This window comes from Candidatus Spongiihabitans sp., assembly GCF_965247905.1.
Taxonomy (GTDB): Bacteria; Pseudomonadota; Gammaproteobacteria; order Arenicellales; family Poriferihabitantaceae; genus Spongiihabitans.
Window position 1 is genome coordinate 931,300 of the sequence record NZ_OZ252047.1, and the last position, 16,246, is coordinate 947,545.

The following is a 16,246-nucleotide window of genomic DNA, read 5'->3' on the forward strand; positions in this document are numbered from 1 at the left end:
GAGATCGTTAGGAGACAACCATGGCGAAAGAGAGATTTGAGAGAACCAAGCCGCATGTGAATGTAGGCACGATAGGTCACGTTGATCACGGCAAGACGACGTTGACGGCGGCGCTGACCAAGGTGCTGTCGGCCAAGTACGGCGGCACCTTGGCGAAGGCGTTTGACGAGATAGACAACGCCCCCGAGGAGCGCGAGCGCGGCATCACCATTGCCACCGCGCATGTGGAGTACGAGACCGAGGCGCGGCACTATGCGCATGTGGACTGTCCGGGTCATGCGGATTATGTCAAGAACATGATCACCGGCGCGGCGCAGATGGACGGCGCGATCGTGGTGGTGTCGGCGGCCGACGGCCCGATGCCGCAGACGCGCGAGCACATATTATTGGCGCGTCAGGTGGGGGTGCCGTATATTGTGGTGTATTTGAACAAGGCCGACTTGGTGGACGATGCCGAGTTGATGGAGTTGGTGGAGATGGAGGTGCGCGAGCTGCTGGACAGTTACGAGTTTCCCGGCGAGGACACGCCGATCATCGTCGGCAGCGCGTTGAAGGCGCTGGAGGGCGATGCCTCGGACTTAGGCGAGGGTTCCATTTTGAAGCTGGCGGTGGCGCTGGACAGTTATATCCCTGAGCCTGAGCGCAAGATTGACGGCGATTTCTTGATGCCGGTGGAGGATGTGTTCTCGATATCGGGGCGCGGCACGGTGGTGACCGGCCGGATTGAGCGCGGCGTGGTCAAGGTCAACGAGACGATTGCGATCATCGGGCTGAAAGAGACGATGACGACGGTGTGCACTGGGGTGGAGATGTTCCGCAAATTGCTGGACGAAGGCCGGGCTGGCGACAATGTGGGGGTTTTGCTGCGCGGCACCAAGCGCGAGGAGGTTGAGCGCGGTCAGGTGCTGGCCAAGCCGAAGTCGATCACGCCGCACACTCGGTTTGAGGCTGAGGTGTATATCCTGTCCAAGGAGGAAGGCGGGCGGCACACGCCGTTTTTCAAGGGCTATCGGCCGCAGTTTTACTTTCGCACGACCGATGTCACTGGCGCGTGCGAGTTGCCGAAGGAGGTGGAGATGGTGATGCCGGGGGACAATGTTCAGTTGGTGGTGGAACTCATCGCCCCCATCGCCATGGAGGACGGCTTGCGCTTTGCCATCCGCGAGGGCGGCCGCACCGTCGGCGCCGGCGTGGTGACTAAAATTATCGCATAGCGCAAACCGCAAATTTGCAATTAATTAAACCGGGAAAAACTTGAGTCATGGCTGAAAATCAAAAAATTCGCATAAGCCTGAAAGCGTTCGATCACAAATCAATTGATCGCTCAGCATTGGAGATCGTGGATACGGCGCGGCGCACCGGCGCATTGGTTATGGGCCCTATTCCATTGCCGACCAAGATCGAAAAGTACACGCTGTTGCGCTCGCCGCACGTCAACAAAAAGGCGCGCGACCAATTTGAGATCAGAACGCATAAACGAATTCTCGATATTGTTCAACCGACTGATAAAACGGTCGATGCATTGATGAAGCTGGATTTAGCAACGGGCGTTGACGTTGAAATCAAACTGAACTAAGCGTAAGCAAGCAGGTTAAGAAAATGTCCCGGAAAATGTCATTAGGACTGGTTGGAAAAAAAATCGGCATGTCCCGGGTTTTTACCGAACAAGGCAAATCCCAGCCGGTAACGGTCATTGAAGTTTTGCCGAATAAGATCACTCAGATCAAGACCCAGGCAGTGGATGGCTATGACGGTTTGCAGCTTACCACCGGCGAGCGCCGGGCTAGCCGGGTAACCAAAGCCATGAAAGGCCATTTTGCCAAGGCCGGGGTAGAGCCGGGGCGTGGTGTTTGGGAGTTTCGCCTGGATGCTGCGGTTGATGCCCAGGCCGGCAATGAATTGACTGTGGGTTTGTTTGCCGCAGGTCAAAAAGTGGATGTCACTGGACAAACCATAGGCAAGGGCTTTGCCGGGGTAATCAAGCGCCATGGCTTTGCCGGCGGGCCCGCCTCCCATGGCAACTCTAAAGCCCACAGATTAGGCGGTTCTACGGGTAATGCCCAGGATCCAGGCCGCGTGTTCAAAGGCAAGAAGATGGCTGGGCATATGGGCGCCGAACAAGCCGTGCAGCAGAATCTGGTCGTGGTCAGTGTGGATAGCGAACGAAACCTTATTTTGATCAGCGGATCTATCCCGGGCGCCAAAGGCGCCGATGTGATCATTCGGCCAGCGGTTAAATCCGATGCCGTGCTGCCCCTGCCCGATAATGCCGCTAGTGCTGAACACAGTGATCAGATTAATGCTGAAGCGGGTACGCCTGAAGTCAGTGCGTCTGAAGCGGGGGCCGAGTCCCGTGCCGAGTCCCGCGCCGAGTCCCGCGCCGAGTCCTAATGAGCAAAAAAATGACGATTCAATTAAAAGTGAACAAACTCGCCGGTGGCAAGGATGGCGAGGTCGGTTTGTCTGACATTAACTTCGGCGTTGAATTTAACCAGGCATTGGTGCATCAGGTCGTGACCGCGTATCAAGCCGGCGGCCGCAGCGGCACGCGCGCGCAGAAAAATCGCGCGGCGGTGCGCGGCGGCGGCGCCAAGCCCTGGAAACAAAAAGGCACCGGGCGCGCCCGCGCCGGCACGATTCGCAGCCCGATATTCGTCGGTGGCGGCCGCGCTTTTCCGGCTTCCACGCATGACTTCTCGCAAAAGGTGAACAAGAAAATGTATCGCGCCGCCATGCGCTCGATACTTTCCGAGTTAGCGCGCCAGGATAGATTAGTGGTGGTGGATGGGTTGCCTATGGATGCGCCCAAGACCAAGTCATTGCTCGAGACTTTGAGCAAGTTAGACGCCGCGCAAGCATTAATCGTGTTGGCGGAAGATAACGATAATGTTGAGCTTTCAGCGCGCAATTTGAAATCGGTTGCGGTTTGCAACAGCCGCGAAATCGATCCGGTCAGTTTGATTCGTTACCAGAAAGTGGTGATGACGGTGGACGCCGCTAAAAATATAGATGAGGCTTTCCGATGAGCCGGTCAAAACGAAAAAGCGGGTATGCGCGCGGCCAAGCCAGATCCGTTGTGCTTGATGAAGAACGGTTATACCAAATCATCTTGAAGCCGGTGATTTCAGAAAAATCGACGGGGCTTGCGGATAAACACAGCCAGGTGGTTTTTCAGGTCAAAACCGATGCGCGCAAAGACGAGATTCGCCAGGCCGTGGAAAAATTATTCGCGGTCAAGGTGAAGCACGTTCAAGTGGTTAATGTGCGCGGCAAGGTCAAGCGATTTGGCAAAACCCCGGGCGCGCGCAGCAGTTGGAAAAAAGCCTATGTGTGTTTGCAGGATGGCCAGGATATTGATTTTCTTGGAATGGCCGCGGCGTAATCAAGATTAGTTTGGCAAGCAAGCGGTGAATTAAAATGGCATTAGTAAAACAAAAACCGACCACGCCAGGCCGCAGAGGCATGGTCAAGGTGGTGACTGCGGATTTGCATAAAGGCAAACCCTATAAGCCGTTGCTGCGGCCTAAAACCGCAATCAGCGGCAGAAATAATGAGGGCCGTATCACCGTGCGCCATCGTGGCGGCGGGCACAAACGGCGCTATCGCGTGGTTGATTTCAAGCGCAATAAAGACGGCATGCCGGCGACGATCAAGCGTATTGAATACGATCCCAACCGCAGCGCGCACATTGCATTGCTGATGTATAAAGACGGCGAGCGCCGGTACATGATTGCGCCGCGTGGTTTAGCCGCGGGTGATACGGTAGTTTCTGGCGTCGGCGGCGGTTATAACGTCGGCAACTGCATGCCGTTGCGCAGCATCCCGGTCGGCACCGTGGTGCATTGCATAGAACTGAAGCCCGGCAAAGGCGCGCAAATTGCGCGCACCGCCGGGGCTGGCGTACAATTTCTCGGCAATGAAGGGGCCTATGCCCAACTGCGGTTGCGTTCCGGAGAAGTCAGAAAAGTGCATCTGGATTGTCGCGCGACCATTGGTCAAGTGGGCAACGCCGAAAACAGCCTGCGCAAGATTGGCAAGGCCGGCGCCAAGCGTTGGCGCGGCATTCGCCCGACGGTGCGCGGCGTGGCGATGAACCCGGTGGATCACCCGCATGGCGGCGGCGAGGGGCGCACTTCAGGCGGCCGTCATCCGGTATCGCCCTGGGGGGTTCCGACCAAAGGCTACCGAACTCGTTCCAATAAACGCACCTCAGCCATGATTATTCGCAGAAGGAAAAAATAACCATGCCAAGATCGATTAAAAAAGGCCCCTTCGTTGACCACCATTTGTGGGCCAAAGTTGAGAAAGCTAAAGCGGAAAATTCCCGCAAACCCATTAAAACATGGTCGCGCCGTTCGATGATCATGCCCGAATTTATTGGGCTGACAATCGCGGTGCATAATGGCCGGCAGCATGTGCCCGTTCTGATCAACGAAAATATGGTGGGCCACAAGCTGGGCGAGTTTTCGCCAACCCGCACCTATCGCGGACACGTGGCCAACAAAAAAGCCAGATAGATTGCCAAGCAGATTAACCTGGCAATAACCGCAAGAGTCATAAAGACAACGAATATGCAAGTTAGAGCAGTCGCAAAATATGTTAGATTATCGGCGCAAAAAGGTCGGCTGGTGGCCGACCAAATTCGCGCCCTGCCGGTGGAGAAGGCACTGGAGATTCTGGCCTTTAGTCCAAAAAAAGGCGCCACGCCGATAAAGAAGGCGCTGGATTCCGCGATTGCTAATGCGGAGCACAACGAGGGCGCGGATATTGATGATTTGTGGGTCAGCCAAGTGATGGTCGACCAAGCGCCGACGATCAAGCGATTTCGGGCGCGGGCGAAAGGCCGTGGCACGCGAATTTTGAAGCGAAATTGTCACATCACGGTGAGCGTGAGCGACGATCCCAGAGCATCAAAAAAGCGCTTATAAATTGCGCTTATAAATTTAATGAACAGACAATCAGTGGAGCGATAAGCATGGGTCAAAAAGTACAGCCAAACGGCATTCGACTTGGCATTGTCAAGGATTGGAATGCCAAATGGTATGCGCCTAGCAGCCGCTACGCGGATACGCTGGCGAGCGATCTGAAAATTCGTGAGTTTTTAGCCAAACGACTGAGCAATGCCGCGGTCAGCAAGATTGCAATCGATCGTCCGGCGCAAAACCTGAACTTAACGATTTACACCGCGCGTCCCGGTATCGTCATTGGCAAGAAGGGCGAGGATATTGAGCGTCTTCGATTCGAGTTGACCAAAATCAACGGCAACCCGGTGCAGGTGGCGGTAGAGGAAATACGCAAGCCCGAGTTGGACGCGAAACTGGTGGCGGAAAATATTTGCCAGCAACTGGAAAAGCGCATCATGTTCCGCCGAGCCATGAAACGCGCCGTTCAAAACTCCATGCGCCTCGGCGCCGAAGGAGTCAAGGTGATGCTGGCCGGGCGTCTGAATGGCGCGGAAATCGCCCGCACCGAGTGGTACCGGGAAGGTCGCGTGCCGTTGCATACGTTGCGCGCGGATATTGATTATGGCGTGCACGAAGCCCATACCACCTACGGCATCATCGGCGTCAAGGTTTGGATTTTCAAGGGCGAGATTTTAGAACCGGAAAAACCGGAAGTGCAGGTCGTTGAACAGCCGACCATTGAACCGCAGGTTGTTGAACCTCAGGTTGTTGAACAGCCGGCCACCGAACCGCAAGCCACCGAACCGCAAGCCACCGAACCGCAAGCCACCGAACAGCGGCCGCAAGCCGGATAATCATGCTCCAGCCAAAAAGAACAAAATTTCGCAAAATGCACAAGGGCCGCAACCGCGGTCTGGCCAGCCGCGGCAATCGCGTTAGTTTCGGCGAGTTTGGTCTGCAAGCGTCCAGCCGAGGCCGGTTGACCGCCAGGCAGATTGAGGCCGCCCGTCGTGCCGTTACCCGTCATGTGAAACGCGGCGGGCGCATGTGGATTCGGGTGTTCCCAGACAAGCCTATTTCGAAGAAGCCATTGGAAGTGCGAATGGGCAAGGGCAAGGGAAACCCTGAATTTTGGGTGGCGTTGGTTCAACCCGGCACCATGCTCTATGAAATTGAGGGGGTTTCCGAAAATTTGGCGCGCGCAGCGTTTAGGCTTGCCAGCGCCAAATTGCCAGTGCAAACCCACTTTGCACGACGTCAGGTGGGCTGATGAAAGCGGCTGAACTTAGAACCAAAACAGCGCACGACCTGCAACAAGAACTGTTAGGTCTTAGAAAAGAGCAATTCAATCTTCGTATGCAGCGGGGAGCAGGTCAGCTTGCTAATCCGTCGCGTTTCAAGGTTGTCCAAAAAGATATCGCAAGAATAAAAACCGTCTTGAAAGAGCAAGCGGGCAGCGAAGCCACTGCCACTGAGTAATTAATAGTAATGACCGCAGAATCCACAAAACAGCGCACCGCCAAACGAGCGATTCAAGGCAGCGTGATTGGCGCGGCTGGCGATAAAAGCATTACCGTATTGGTTGAACGCCGGGTCAAGCATCCGTTGTACAAAAAATACATCCGCCGCTCCACCAAGCTGCATGCGCATGATGAACAAAATCAGTGCCAGGCCGGGGATACCGTTCGTATTGAAGCGTGTCGGCCGATTTCAAAAACCAAATGCTGGCGCTTGGTTGAAGTGGTCGCCCGAGCAGTTTAGGACGGTCAGGAGAATACCCATGATTCAAATGCAGACCATGATGTCGGTGGCCGATAACAGCGGCGCTAAAAGAGTGATGTGCATCAAGGTGCTTGGCGGCTCGAAGCGCAGATATGCCGGCATTGGCGACATTATAAAAATCACCATCAAGGAAGCGTTGCCGAACAGTCGAGTCAAGAAAGGCGATGTTTATGATGCGGTGGTTGTTAGAACCCGATCCGGTGTGCGCCGCCCGGACGGGTCGTTGATTCGATTTGATAAAAATTCAGCGGTGTTGTTGAATGCCGCGCACCAGCCCATTGGCACGCGAATTTTTGGCCCGGTGACGCGCGAGCTGCGCTCGGAGAAATTCATGCGGATCATTTCGCTGGCGCCAGAAGTTTTGTAATTGGAAACCGAAACAAAGACCCTGAGACACAGACCTGAAACAAAGACCTGAAGACCCACATTTGAGATTAGCCGCAATTAAGATTAGAGTGATGCAAAGAATTAAAAAAAACGACGATGTCATCGTTATCGCCGGGCGCGATAAAGGCAAACGCGGCAACGTGTTGAAAATCACTAATGATGGTCGCGCATTGGTGGACAATGTTAATTTGGTCAAGCGTCACACCAAGGGCAATCCGAGCACCGGTCAGAGCGGCGGAATTATTGAAAAAGAGGCCCCCATCCAGCTTTCCAATATTGCGCTGTATAATCCGGTCACCAAAAAAGGCGATCGCATTGGTTTCAAATCATTGGAAGATGGTCGCAAGGTGCGGTATTTCAAATCAAATGACGAAGTTATTGATCGCGCGTAGTTGCACCAGGCTGAGTCCGCTACCGCATAGTTAGAATTTTCCATATAACATTTCCCATATAGCATTTCCCATATAAAATTGGTTTTAGAGGCAAATGGCCAGATTACAAGAAAAATATAAGACTGAAGTCGCGCCGCAACTGCAGCAAGCGTTTGCGTTCAAAAGCGCGATGGAAATTCCGCGGATTACGAAAATCACGCTGAATATGGGTTTGGGCGAGGCGGTGGCCAATAAAAATGTATTGCAAAGCGCAGCCAGCGAACTTGCAAAAATCACCGGTCAAAAACCGGTGATCACCAAAGCGAGAAAATCCGAAGCGGTGTTCAAGATTCGAGCAGGTTGGCCAATCGGGGCAAAGGTTACATTGCGTCGGCGTCGAATGTATGAGTTTCTTGACCGCTTGATTTCGGTGGCGATCCCGAGAATTCGGGATTTCAGGGGATTATCGAACAAATCGTTCGATGGGCGCGGCAACTACTCGTTTGGCATTAAGGAGCAAATCGTGTTTCCAGAAATTGACTATGACAATGTCGACGCGTTCCGGGGCATGGATATTTGTATCACGACTTCCGCAAAAAATGACGAGCAGGCAAGCGCATTGTTGCGGGCGTTTAATTTTCCGATGAAACGTTAGAGATGGCTAAAAAATCAATGATCGCGCGCGAGGCCAAGCGCCGGAAATTAATCGGGGCGCATGCCGAAAAAAGAAAAGAGTTGACGGACACAATCTCAAATTCCGCGACCAGTTCAGCGGATCAATTTCAGGCTATGCTGGAGCTACAGAAACTGCCTCGGGATTCCAGTCCTGTCCGAAAACGAAACCGCTGCGCGCTGACTGGTCGTCCAAGAGGAAATTACAGAAAATTCGGGCTGTGCAGAAATAAGTTGAGAGAAGTCATTATGCGTGGCGAAGCGCCCGGCGTGGTCAAGTCCAGTTGGTAATTTGGCGCGGATAATTTTGGGCATAATTTTTGTTGGAAATATAAGCATGAACACGAATACGAGAGCACGACAATGAGTATGGCCGATCCTATCGCTGATATGTTGACGCGAATACGAAACGGTTTGCAAGCCGATAAAGCGGCCGTGGCAATGCCGTCGTCTAAAAGCAAGGTGGCCATTGCGAAAGTGTTGCAGGAAGAGGGTTATATCACCGGTTATTCTGTTACGGGCGACGGCGTAAAAAAGAGTCTTGAAATTCAGTTAAAGTATTTTCAAGGTGATCCGGTGATTGAAGAAATTAAGCGAATCAGCAAGCCGAGTTGCCGCGTGTACGCGAGCAAGGATGATCTGCCTACCATAAAAAGCGGATTGGGAGTCGCCTTGGTATCCACTTCCAAAGGCGTGCTGACTGACAAATCCGCCCGCCAACAAGGCATGGGCGGAGAAATAATTTGCACCGTATTCTGATTAGCGTCGGACCTTGCAAGACAACGATTTATACAGATAAAACCAATAGAGAACCAGAGCAACCAAAATGTCACGCATTGCAAAAACGCCGATCATTGTGCCAACCGGCGTTGAAGTGAAAATTGACAACGGCACAGTGACTGCGAAAGGGCCAAAAGGCGAATTGAGTTTTGTGCTGGCTGCCGGCATAGAACTGGTGCGCAACGACGGCGCGCTAAAAGTTCAGGTTGCTGAAAACAAGGAAAAAACGAGTGAGCATCTAGTGGCGATGTCGGGCACAACCCGGGCTATGATCAATAATCTGGTTAAGGGCGTCGCCAGCGGATTTGAGAAAAAACTCACCATAACCGGAATTGGCTATCGCGCGCAGGCGCAAGGTAACACCCAGAGCAACACCCTGACTTTGAGTTTGGGATTTTCGCACCCGGTGGTGTACCGACTTCCAGATGGCGTGACCGCGCAAACCCCAACCCAGACTGAAATTATATTGAGCGGGGCGGACAAGCAAGCCGTTGGGCAGGCGGCCGCGGAAATAAGAAATTATCGACCGCCTGAACCTTATAAAGGCAAAGGTGTTCGTTACGTCGATGAACATGTTGTTAGAAAACAAGCGAAGAAGAAATAACCCTAACCGACCGCATTGACAGACTGCATTGAAAAGATTACGAATATGGTAAATAAAAACCGCGCGCGACTGCGGCGAGCGAGAAAAATCCGCGGCAAGATTGCCCGGCTGGGGGCCATGCGCTTGTCGGTGCATCGCACGCCGCGTCATTTTTACGCGCAAATTTTCGATCCATCCGGTGACCAGGTATTGGCTTGCGCTTCCACATTGGATGCGGCGTTGCGCAAGAAATTGAAAACCAGCGGAAACCGCGATGCCGCGATAGCGGTGGGTAAAATGTTGGCGAAAAATGCGCTGGCGGCGGGCATCGACAGAGTCGCATTTGATCGCTCCGGGTATTTGTACCACGGTCGGCTGCAGGCGTTCGCCGATGCCGCCCGTGAGCACGGCCTAAAGTTTTAATACGGGTTTTAATACAGGTTTTAATACAGCAGTTTAATAACAGAAGATTTTCAATGGCTAAGGCAAGAGAGCGCGATAACGTCCGCAAAGATAACTTTCAGGAGCAGCTGATTAACGTACGGCGCGTCTCCAAGGTGGTCAAGGGCGGGCGCATCTTCGGCTTCTCTGCGCTGACCGTGGTCGGCGACGGAGAGGGCCGGGTCGGCATGGGGCGCGGCAAGGCGCGCGAAGTTCCGGTCGCGGTGCAAAAGGCGATGGACGATGCGCGCCGCAACATGTTCAAGGTCAACATGAAAGGCGATACCTTGCAGTACCCGATGATCGGGCAGCATGGCTCGGCGCGCGTGGTGTTAAGACCCGCTAGCGACGGCACCGGCATCATCGCCGGCGGCACCATGCGCGCGGTATTTGAAGTCATGGGCATACAAAATGTGCTGACCAAGGTCATCGGCACCACCAATCCGATTAATGTGACCCGTGCCACTATTGCCGCGTTGCGCGGGATGCGCAGCGCCAGTTATATTGCGGCCAAGCGCGGCAAGGATTTGGGCGACATCCGATAAGACGACATCCGATAAGATATGGCACCGAAAAGCATGGCAATGGCAAAACAAAAAACCTTGAAAGTAACCCTGACGCGCAGCATTCATGGTCGTCTTAAAAAACACCAGGCATGCGTTCGCGGCTTGGGGCTGCGTCGCATGCACCACACCGTTGAAGTCATCGACACGCCGGAAAACCGTGGCATGATCAATAAGGTGAGTTACATGGTTAAGTGTGAAGAAAGCTAATTAGCCGCAAAGCATCGTAAAGCATATTGGGCGATATTCAACAAAGCCGATTTAGCATAATATTTTAGAAAATGCCATCACTTAAATTAAATAACATCAAGCCGGCGCCGGGCGCCAAAACCGCGGCCAAGCGCGTTGGCCGCGGACCTGGTTGCGGGCAGGGCAAGACCGCCGGCCGAGGCACCAAAGGGCAGAAATCGCGCTCCGGCGGATACCATAAGGTCGGCTTTGAGGGCGGGCAGATGCCCCTGCAACGACGCTTGCCGAAACGCGGTTTTCGTTCAAAGGTTAATGTCCACGCCGCCGAAATCCGCTTGAACGAATTAGCCAAGGTCGAAGGCGATGTGGTTGACCTGAGCGCCTTGAAAAAAGCCGGGGTTATCGGGCTGCATGTCAATCGCGCCAAGGCGATACTGTCCGGCAGGATTGTCCGCGCAGTCACGCTTAGAGGCGTAGGCGCGACCAAAGGCGCGCGCGTTGCCATCGAAAAAGCCGGCGGCGTTATTGAGATGCCGCCACCACCGCCACCAAAAACCCAGCGACAGCCCACTAAAAAATCTTCTGCGGAATCTGCAGAATCTGTGCCATCTGCGGAAAAAGATCCGCGACCGTCTGCGGCGCAAAAACCAACTGCCGAAGGCGACGGTTCCGCCGTCCCTGAAAAACCGAAAGCGGGAGCGCAGGACTGATGGCGCGCGCGGGCTTCGCATCGCCGGGAATGCTCGGCAACTTGTCCGAGTTGAAACAGCGCATCCTGTTTTTATCGGCCGCGTTGCTGGTGTTCCGTTTGGGCACCCATATCCCGGTGCCAGGGGTCGACCCGGCGGCCATTGCGGCGCTGTTTGCCCAAACCAAAGGCTCTATTGTCGATATATTCAACATGTTCTCTGGCGGCGCGTTGAGCCGATTATCCATTTTCGCGCTCGGCGTCATGCCCTACATATCCGCGTCCATCATCATGCAAATGATGACTGTGGTGGTGCCGCAACTGGAGCAACTGAAAAAAGAGGGTGAAGCCGGGCGCAGAAAAATTACCCAATACACGCGCTACTTCACGGTGGTGCTGGCGCTGTTCCAGGGCCTGGGCATTTCCGTGGCCATCGAAAGCCAGCAAGTGGCGGGCAGTCCGGTCATCCTGATTCCCGGCGTCGGATTCAAGATTGTGACCGCGGCGACCCTGTGCGCCGGCACCATGTTCCTGGTATGGCTGGGCGAGCAAATCACCGAGCGCGGCATCGGTAATGGCATTTCGCTGATCATTTTCGCATCCATCGTCTCCGGACTGCCGTCCGCGGTGGCGGGCACCTTGGAGTTGGCGCGCACCGGGGCGTTGTCCGGCGGGATTGTGCTGATACTGTTCATCGGCGCCATCGCCGTGACCTTCTTTGTGGTCTTCGTTGAACGCGGGCAGCGAAGAATCACCGTGAACTACGCCAAGCGCCAGCACGGGCGAAAAATGATGGCCGGCCAAAGTAGTCATTTGCCATTCAAGTTGAATATGGCTGGCGTAATCCCGCCGATTTTCGCATCCAGCCTGATCCTGTTTCCGGCCAGCATCGGCAGTTGGTTTGGACAGGCCGAAGGCATGGGCTGGTTGTCCGACATTGCCACCAAGTTGCAGCCGGGCGAGCCGGTATATACGATGTTTTATGGCGGCATGATTATTTTCTTCTGCTTTTTTTACACCGCTTTGGTGTTCAACCCGAACGAGATCGCGGACAATCTAAAGCGCTCCGGCGCGTTCATCCCCGGCATCAGGCCGGGCGCGCAGAGCGCGAAATACATTGATGGCGTGGTCTCAAAATTAACCATGGTGGGCGCGGTCTATGTCACCTTTGTCTGCCTGATCCCGGAGTTTTTGATCGTGAAGTGGAGCGTGCCGTTTTATTTTGGCGGCACTTCATTGCTGATCATCGTGGTGGTGACCATGGATTTAATTTCTCAGGTGCAATCCCACATGATGTCGCGCCAGTATGAAAGCATTATAAAAAAATCGCCGTTCTCCAGACCCCAGGGCATACGTTAGAGATACAGAATTTTGGCAAACATAATTGAAATGTATTGGGAGACTGAGACATGAAAGTAAGAGCATCGGTCAAGAAAATCTGCCGCAACTGCAAGATCGTCCGGCGCAACCGCGTGGTGCGCGTGATCTGCACTGATCCACGGCATAAACAACGCCAAGGTTGACGTGGCGATTAGAAAACTAAGATGCGCATGACAATTGAATTGATAACGAGGATTTATTTTGATAGAATCTGCGCCCCGCTTAAATCCGCTCCCTTGAATCCGGTGGCGTGCGTAATTTATAGGTTTGTTTTAATTGGTTGCATTGCCTCAAGCGGCGCATTTAGAGACTAGAACAGAGTAATTAAAGACTGGAACATGGCGCGTATTGCTGGAATAAATCTTCCAAACCATAAACATATTGAGCTCGGGCTGACCGCCATCTACGGCATCGGTCGTCATAGCGCGCAACAAATTTGTGACGCGGCTGGCATCGAACGCTCGACCAAGGTTCAGGATCTGGATGAATCCCAGGCCGAAAAACTGCGCGCCCAAATCGCTAAATATGAAGTTGAAGGCGATTTGCGACGCGCGGTCTCGATGAACATCAAGCGGCTGATGGACCTGAGTTGTTATCGCGGTCTGCGGCATCGAAGAGGGCTGCCGGTCAATGGTCAGCGCACCAAAACAAACGCGCGCACCCGCAAGGGGCCGCGGCGTCCGGTCAAAAGGTAACCGGCGGAACTAACCAGCACCAACAAGCAATCCATGGCAAAACCAAGCACAGCAAGCGGCAAGGGAAAAGCGAAAGTCAGGAAAAACGTGACCGAAGGCATCGCGCATATTCATGCCACCTTCAACAATACTATCGTGACCATTTCGGATCGTCATGGCGATGTGTTGTGTTGGGCGTCGGCCGGCAACTCCGGCTTCAAGGGCTCGCGCAAAAGCACGCCGTTCGCGGCCCAGACGGCTGCGGAGTCTTGTGGCCGGCGGGCCCAGGAAATGGGCGTAAAACAACTTGAGGTAAAAATCAAGGGGCCTGGTCCGGGCCGGGAATCCGCGGTTCGGGCATTGAATGGGCTTGGATTCGAAATTCACTCCATTTCCGATATTACGCCGATTCCGCACAATGGCTGTCGTCCGCCTAAACGACGCCGCGTATAGAACCATAGCCGCAAAACAATTCAGCTAACGACAGGTAATATTTTATGGCAAGATATCTAGGCCCGACTTGCAAATTGGCGCGCCGTGAAGGCACCGATTTATTCTTGAAAAGCCCGGTGCGCACCATCGATTCCAAGTGCAAGTTTGATCGTGTTCCGGGCGTGAAGATCGCCGGGCGCCGTTCGCGTAGCACGGTTTATGGCATACAGTTGCGAGAAAAACAAAAGTTGCGTCGAATATACGGGGTGCTTGAAAAACAATTCAGCAACTACTACAAAAAAGCCGCTCGCATTCCCGGCTCCACCGGACTTAACTTATTGCAATTATTGGAAAGCCGATTGGATAATGTCGTATATCGAATGGGTTTTGGCGTGACTCGCGCAGAGGCGCGGCAGTTAGTCAGCCACAAGAGCATTATAGTCAATGGCAAAAAAGTGAATATTGCGTCCTATCAGGTGCAACCCGGCGACCAAATTGAAGTGGTGGAAAAATGCAAGAAACAGTTGCGCATCACCTCCGCATTGGAAATCGCGGAACAGATTGGATTCGTCTCATGGATCGAAGTCAATGTTCAAGCGGTTAAGGGAGGCTATAAATCACTGCCAGAGCGATCTGACTTGTCGCCGGATATCAATGAAGCCTTGGTGGTTGCGCTGTACTCTAAATAGCGCGGGTATTTAGCGTGGATATTTTTTAGGCGGCAAGTCCATTTAGCCGGTTTTTATTTTTAACTTCGTCTCAATTGTGAGGAAAACAGATGCAGGACCCAACTGTCGAATTTCTTAGACCGCACCTGGTGGAAGCCAAAGCTATCGGCAAACATCATTCAAAAATTACCATTGAACCACTGGAGCGGGGATTCGGCCATACGCTTGGCAACGCGCTGCGCCGCATCATGCTGTCTTCCATGCCCGGTTGCGCGGTCACTGAAGTCAGCATTAAAGGCGTATTGCATGAATATTCCACGCTCGAAGGCGTGCAAGAAGATGTCATCGACATTTTGATGAACCTGAAATCGTTGCCGCTGGTCATGCACAATCGAAGTGAAGCGATGCTCACTCTGCGTAAAAAGGGCGCTGGGGTGGTCACCGCTGGTGATATTGAATTGACCGACGATGTGGAATTGGTTGATCCGAGCCATCACATTGCGACTCTGTCCAAGGATGCTGAGCTTGATATGGAACTCACTATCCGCCGCGGACGAGGCTATGAAACCGCTGAAAGCCGATTAAAGGATGCGGACGAAACCCGTGCTGTCGGGGTTATTCAGCTGGACGCGTCATTTAGCCCGATCAACAGGATTTCCTACTCGGTGGAAGATGCCCGGGTTGAGCAATTGACCGACTTGGACCGATTGGTGCTGGAAATAGAATCAAACGGTTCCATTGACCCTGAAGTGGCGGTCCGGCGCGCGGCAACGATATTGCACGATCAGATCTCGGTTTTTGTTAATCTGGAAGAATCTATGGTGCAAAGCCAAGCGGAAGCAGAGCCTGAAATTGATAAGGCGTTGTTAAAACCGGTTGACGATCTTGAACTCACGGTCAGGTCCGCGAATTGCTTGAAGGCCGAAAATATTTATTACATCGGCGATTTGGTGCAGCATACCGAAACTGAATTATTGAAAACCCCCAATCTGGGCAAGAAGTCCCTTACGGAAATCAAGGATGTGCTGGCGCAAAGGGATTTGTCATTGGGCACAAAACTTGAAAACTGGCCGCCCGCTTCGTTGGTTAAAGCGGATGAAGACATGCCGCTGAGAGACCTGCCGCTGAGAATGAATTAAGGGGAATGAATTAAGTCTATTTCGGAATTAAAGATGCGACATAAAAAAGCCGGGCGCAGCCTGAATCGTACCTCATCTCATCGAAAAGCCATGTTCAGCAACATGGCCAATTCATTGTTTTTACATGAGCAGATTAAGACCACGCTGCCCAAAGCGAAAGAGCTCAGAAGGTTCGCCGAACCGCTGATCACGTTATCGAAGACCGCCAGCGTGGCCAATCGCCGCTTGGCTTTCGCAAAACTTCGCGACCGCGATATGGTTGGAAAATTATTCGATGACCTGGGCCCGCATTTCAAGGATCGCCCAGGCGGTTACCTGAGAATCCTGAAATGTGGCTTCCGCGCCGGCGACAACGCGCCGATGGCGTATGTTCAACTGGTCGGCCGCGAAATCGCCGCCGAGGCGAAAGAAACCGAGAAAGAATAGCGCGCGTTATATCACTCCTCCTTCCGCCATTCCCGCCCGTCACACACCCGTCGTCATTCCAACGAAAGAACGTCACTCCTGTGAAAACAGGGGTTGGAAAAAATCGCCCGGAGCGATTTTTCGCGAGCGCAGCGAGTTCGCCAGAACGCGTATCAGGGACGATACGC

The 16,246-nt window shown here is 53.4% G+C and carries 26 protein-coding genes and 3 pseudogenes; all 29 read left to right on the forward strand.

What is annotated here, in order from left to right; genetic code table 11:
- Positions 1–20: 20 nt before the first annotated feature.
- Positions 21–1,214: an elongation factor Tu gene (tuf, locus tag ACP158_RS04690; RefSeq protein WP_424947800.1), complete on the forward strand. Its 1,194-nt coding sequence runs from the start codon at positions 21–23 to the stop codon at positions 1,212–1,214.
- A gap of 47 nt (positions 1,215–1,261) precedes the next feature.
- The gene (gene rpsJ / locus ACP158_RS04695) at positions 1,262–1,576 is read left to right on the forward strand and encodes a 30S ribosomal protein S10 (protein WP_424947811.1); all 315 of its coding nucleotides are present in this window, start codon (positions 1,262–1,264) and stop codon (positions 1,574–1,576) included.
- A gap of 35 nt (positions 1,577–1,611) precedes the next feature.
- Positions 1,612–2,241, forward strand: a pseudogene (gene rplC, locus ACP158_RS04700) (50S ribosomal protein L3); the annotation flags it as partial.
- Positions 2,242–2,408: 167 nt separating this feature from the next.
- On the forward strand, positions 2,409–3,026 hold the full coding sequence (rplD, locus tag ACP158_RS04705; protein ID WP_424948399.1) for a 50S ribosomal protein L4: 618 nt from the start codon (positions 2,409–2,411) through the stop codon (positions 3,024–3,026).
- Positions 3,023–3,382: a 50S ribosomal protein L23 gene (gene rplW / locus ACP158_RS04710; protein ID WP_424947812.1), complete on the forward strand. Its 360-nt coding sequence runs from the start codon at positions 3,023–3,025 to the stop codon at positions 3,380–3,382. The genes rplD and rplW overlap by 4 nt, the downstream gene beginning before the upstream one ends.
- Positions 3,383–3,417: 35 nt before the next feature.
- A complete protein-coding gene (rplB, locus tag ACP158_RS04715; RefSeq protein WP_424947813.1) occupies positions 3,418–4,242 on the forward strand; it encodes a 50S ribosomal protein L2 in 825 nt (274 codons plus the stop codon).
- 2 nt (positions 4,243–4,244) lie between these two features.
- The gene (gene rpsS, locus ACP158_RS04720; protein ID WP_424947814.1) at positions 4,245–4,517 is read left to right on the forward strand and encodes a 30S ribosomal protein S19; all 273 of its coding nucleotides are present in this window, start codon (positions 4,245–4,247) and stop codon (positions 4,515–4,517) included.
- 54 nt (positions 4,518–4,571) lie between these two features.
- Positions 4,572–4,928: a 50S ribosomal protein L22 gene (gene rplV, locus ACP158_RS04725; protein ID WP_424947815.1), complete on the forward strand. Its 357-nt coding sequence runs from the start codon at positions 4,572–4,574 to the stop codon at positions 4,926–4,928.
- A gap of 47 nt (positions 4,929–4,975) precedes the next feature.
- Positions 4,976–5,635, forward strand: a pseudogene (rpsC, locus tag ACP158_RS04730) (30S ribosomal protein S3); the annotation flags it as partial.
- Positions 5,636–5,760: 125 nt separating this feature from the next.
- Positions 5,761–6,174, forward strand: coding sequence for a 50S ribosomal protein L16 (gene rplP / locus ACP158_RS04735; RefSeq protein ID WP_424947816.1), 414 nt, complete (start codon positions 5,761–5,763; stop codon positions 6,172–6,174).
- Positions 6,174–6,383 (forward strand): 50S ribosomal protein L29, encoded by a 210-nt coding sequence (rpmC, locus tag ACP158_RS04740; RefSeq protein ID WP_424947817.1) that lies wholly within the window; start codon positions 6,174–6,176, stop codon positions 6,381–6,383. Before rplP ends, rpmC begins: the two co-directional genes overlap by 1 nt.
- A gap of 9 nt (positions 6,384–6,392) precedes the next feature.
- Positions 6,393–6,665, forward strand: a complete 273-nt coding sequence (gene rpsQ / locus ACP158_RS04745) for a 30S ribosomal protein S17 (RefSeq protein WP_424947818.1) — start codon at positions 6,393–6,395, stop codon at positions 6,663–6,665.
- A 19-nt stretch (positions 6,666–6,684) separates the two neighbouring features.
- A complete protein-coding gene (gene rplN, locus ACP158_RS04750) occupies positions 6,685–7,053 on the forward strand; it encodes a 50S ribosomal protein L14 (RefSeq protein ID WP_423907885.1) in 369 nt (122 codons plus the stop codon).
- Between the two features lie 91 nt (positions 7,054–7,144).
- Positions 7,145–7,465, forward strand: a complete 321-nt coding sequence (rplX, locus tag ACP158_RS04755) for a 50S ribosomal protein L24 (RefSeq protein WP_424947819.1) — start codon at positions 7,145–7,147, stop codon at positions 7,463–7,465.
- A gap of 94 nt (positions 7,466–7,559) precedes the next feature.
- Complete coding sequence (gene rplE, locus ACP158_RS04760) at positions 7,560–8,099, forward strand: 50S ribosomal protein L5 (RefSeq protein WP_424947820.1); 540 nt, start codon at positions 7,560–7,562, stop codon at positions 8,097–8,099.
- A gap of 2 nt (positions 8,100–8,101) precedes the next feature.
- Positions 8,102–8,407, forward strand: a complete 306-nt coding sequence (gene rpsN / locus ACP158_RS04765; protein ID WP_424947821.1) for a 30S ribosomal protein S14 — start codon at positions 8,102–8,104, stop codon at positions 8,405–8,407.
- Positions 8,408–8,479: 72 nt separating this feature from the next.
- On the forward strand, positions 8,480–8,875 hold the full coding sequence (gene rpsH / locus ACP158_RS04770) for a 30S ribosomal protein S8 (RefSeq protein WP_424947822.1): 396 nt from the start codon (positions 8,480–8,482) through the stop codon (positions 8,873–8,875).
- Between the two features lie 67 nt (positions 8,876–8,942).
- Positions 8,943–9,500 (forward strand): 50S ribosomal protein L6, encoded by a 558-nt coding sequence (gene rplF, locus ACP158_RS04775; RefSeq protein WP_424947823.1) that lies wholly within the window; start codon positions 8,943–8,945, stop codon positions 9,498–9,500.
- 45 nt (positions 9,501–9,545) lie between these two features.
- A complete protein-coding gene (rplR, locus tag ACP158_RS04780; RefSeq protein WP_424947824.1) occupies positions 9,546–9,902 on the forward strand; it encodes a 50S ribosomal protein L18 in 357 nt (118 codons plus the stop codon).
- Positions 9,903–9,955: 53 nt separating this feature from the next.
- Entirely contained in the window at positions 9,956–10,465 is a 510-nt protein-coding gene (gene rpsE / locus ACP158_RS04785) for a 30S ribosomal protein S5 (RefSeq protein ID WP_424947825.1), read from the forward strand.
- A 39-nt stretch (positions 10,466–10,504) separates the two neighbouring features.
- Positions 10,505–10,693, forward strand: coding sequence for a 50S ribosomal protein L30 (rpmD, locus tag ACP158_RS04790; RefSeq protein ID WP_424947826.1), 189 nt, complete (start codon positions 10,505–10,507; stop codon positions 10,691–10,693).
- 71 nt (positions 10,694–10,764) lie between these two features.
- Positions 10,765–11,202 (forward strand): annotated as a pseudogene (gene rplO / locus ACP158_RS04795) (50S ribosomal protein L15); the annotation flags it as partial.
- 179 nt (positions 11,203–11,381) lie between these two features.
- A complete protein-coding gene (secY, locus tag ACP158_RS04800) occupies positions 11,382–12,719 on the forward strand; it encodes a preprotein translocase subunit SecY (RefSeq protein WP_424947827.1) in 1,338 nt (445 codons plus the stop codon).
- A gap of 50 nt (positions 12,720–12,769) precedes the next feature.
- Positions 12,770–12,883 (forward strand): 50S ribosomal protein L36, encoded by a 114-nt coding sequence (gene rpmJ / locus ACP158_RS04805; RefSeq protein ID WP_189399320.1) that lies wholly within the window; start codon positions 12,770–12,772, stop codon positions 12,881–12,883.
- A gap of 195 nt (positions 12,884–13,078) precedes the next feature.
- On the forward strand, positions 13,079–13,435 hold the full coding sequence (rpsM, locus tag ACP158_RS04810) for a 30S ribosomal protein S13 (protein WP_424947828.1): 357 nt from the start codon (positions 13,079–13,081) through the stop codon (positions 13,433–13,435).
- A gap of 33 nt (positions 13,436–13,468) precedes the next feature.
- Positions 13,469–13,867 carry a 30S ribosomal protein S11 gene (gene rpsK / locus ACP158_RS04815; RefSeq protein ID WP_424947829.1) on the forward strand — a complete coding sequence of 133 codons (399 nt, stop codon included), beginning with the start codon at positions 13,469–13,471 and terminating at the stop codon, positions 13,865–13,867.
- 44 nt (positions 13,868–13,911) lie between these two features.
- A complete protein-coding gene (gene rpsD / locus ACP158_RS04820; protein ID WP_424947830.1) occupies positions 13,912–14,535 on the forward strand; it encodes a 30S ribosomal protein S4 in 624 nt (207 codons plus the stop codon).
- A gap of 89 nt (positions 14,536–14,624) precedes the next feature.
- Positions 14,625–15,653, forward strand: a complete 1,029-nt coding sequence (locus tag ACP158_RS04825; protein ID WP_424947831.1) for a DNA-directed RNA polymerase subunit alpha — start codon at positions 14,625–14,627, stop codon at positions 15,651–15,653.
- Positions 15,654–15,686: 33 nt separating this feature from the next.
- Complete coding sequence (rplQ, locus tag ACP158_RS04830) at positions 15,687–16,079, forward strand: 50S ribosomal protein L17 (RefSeq protein ID WP_424947832.1); 393 nt, start codon at positions 15,687–15,689, stop codon at positions 16,077–16,079.
- The last annotated feature ends 167 nt before the right edge of the window (positions 16,080–16,246 follow it).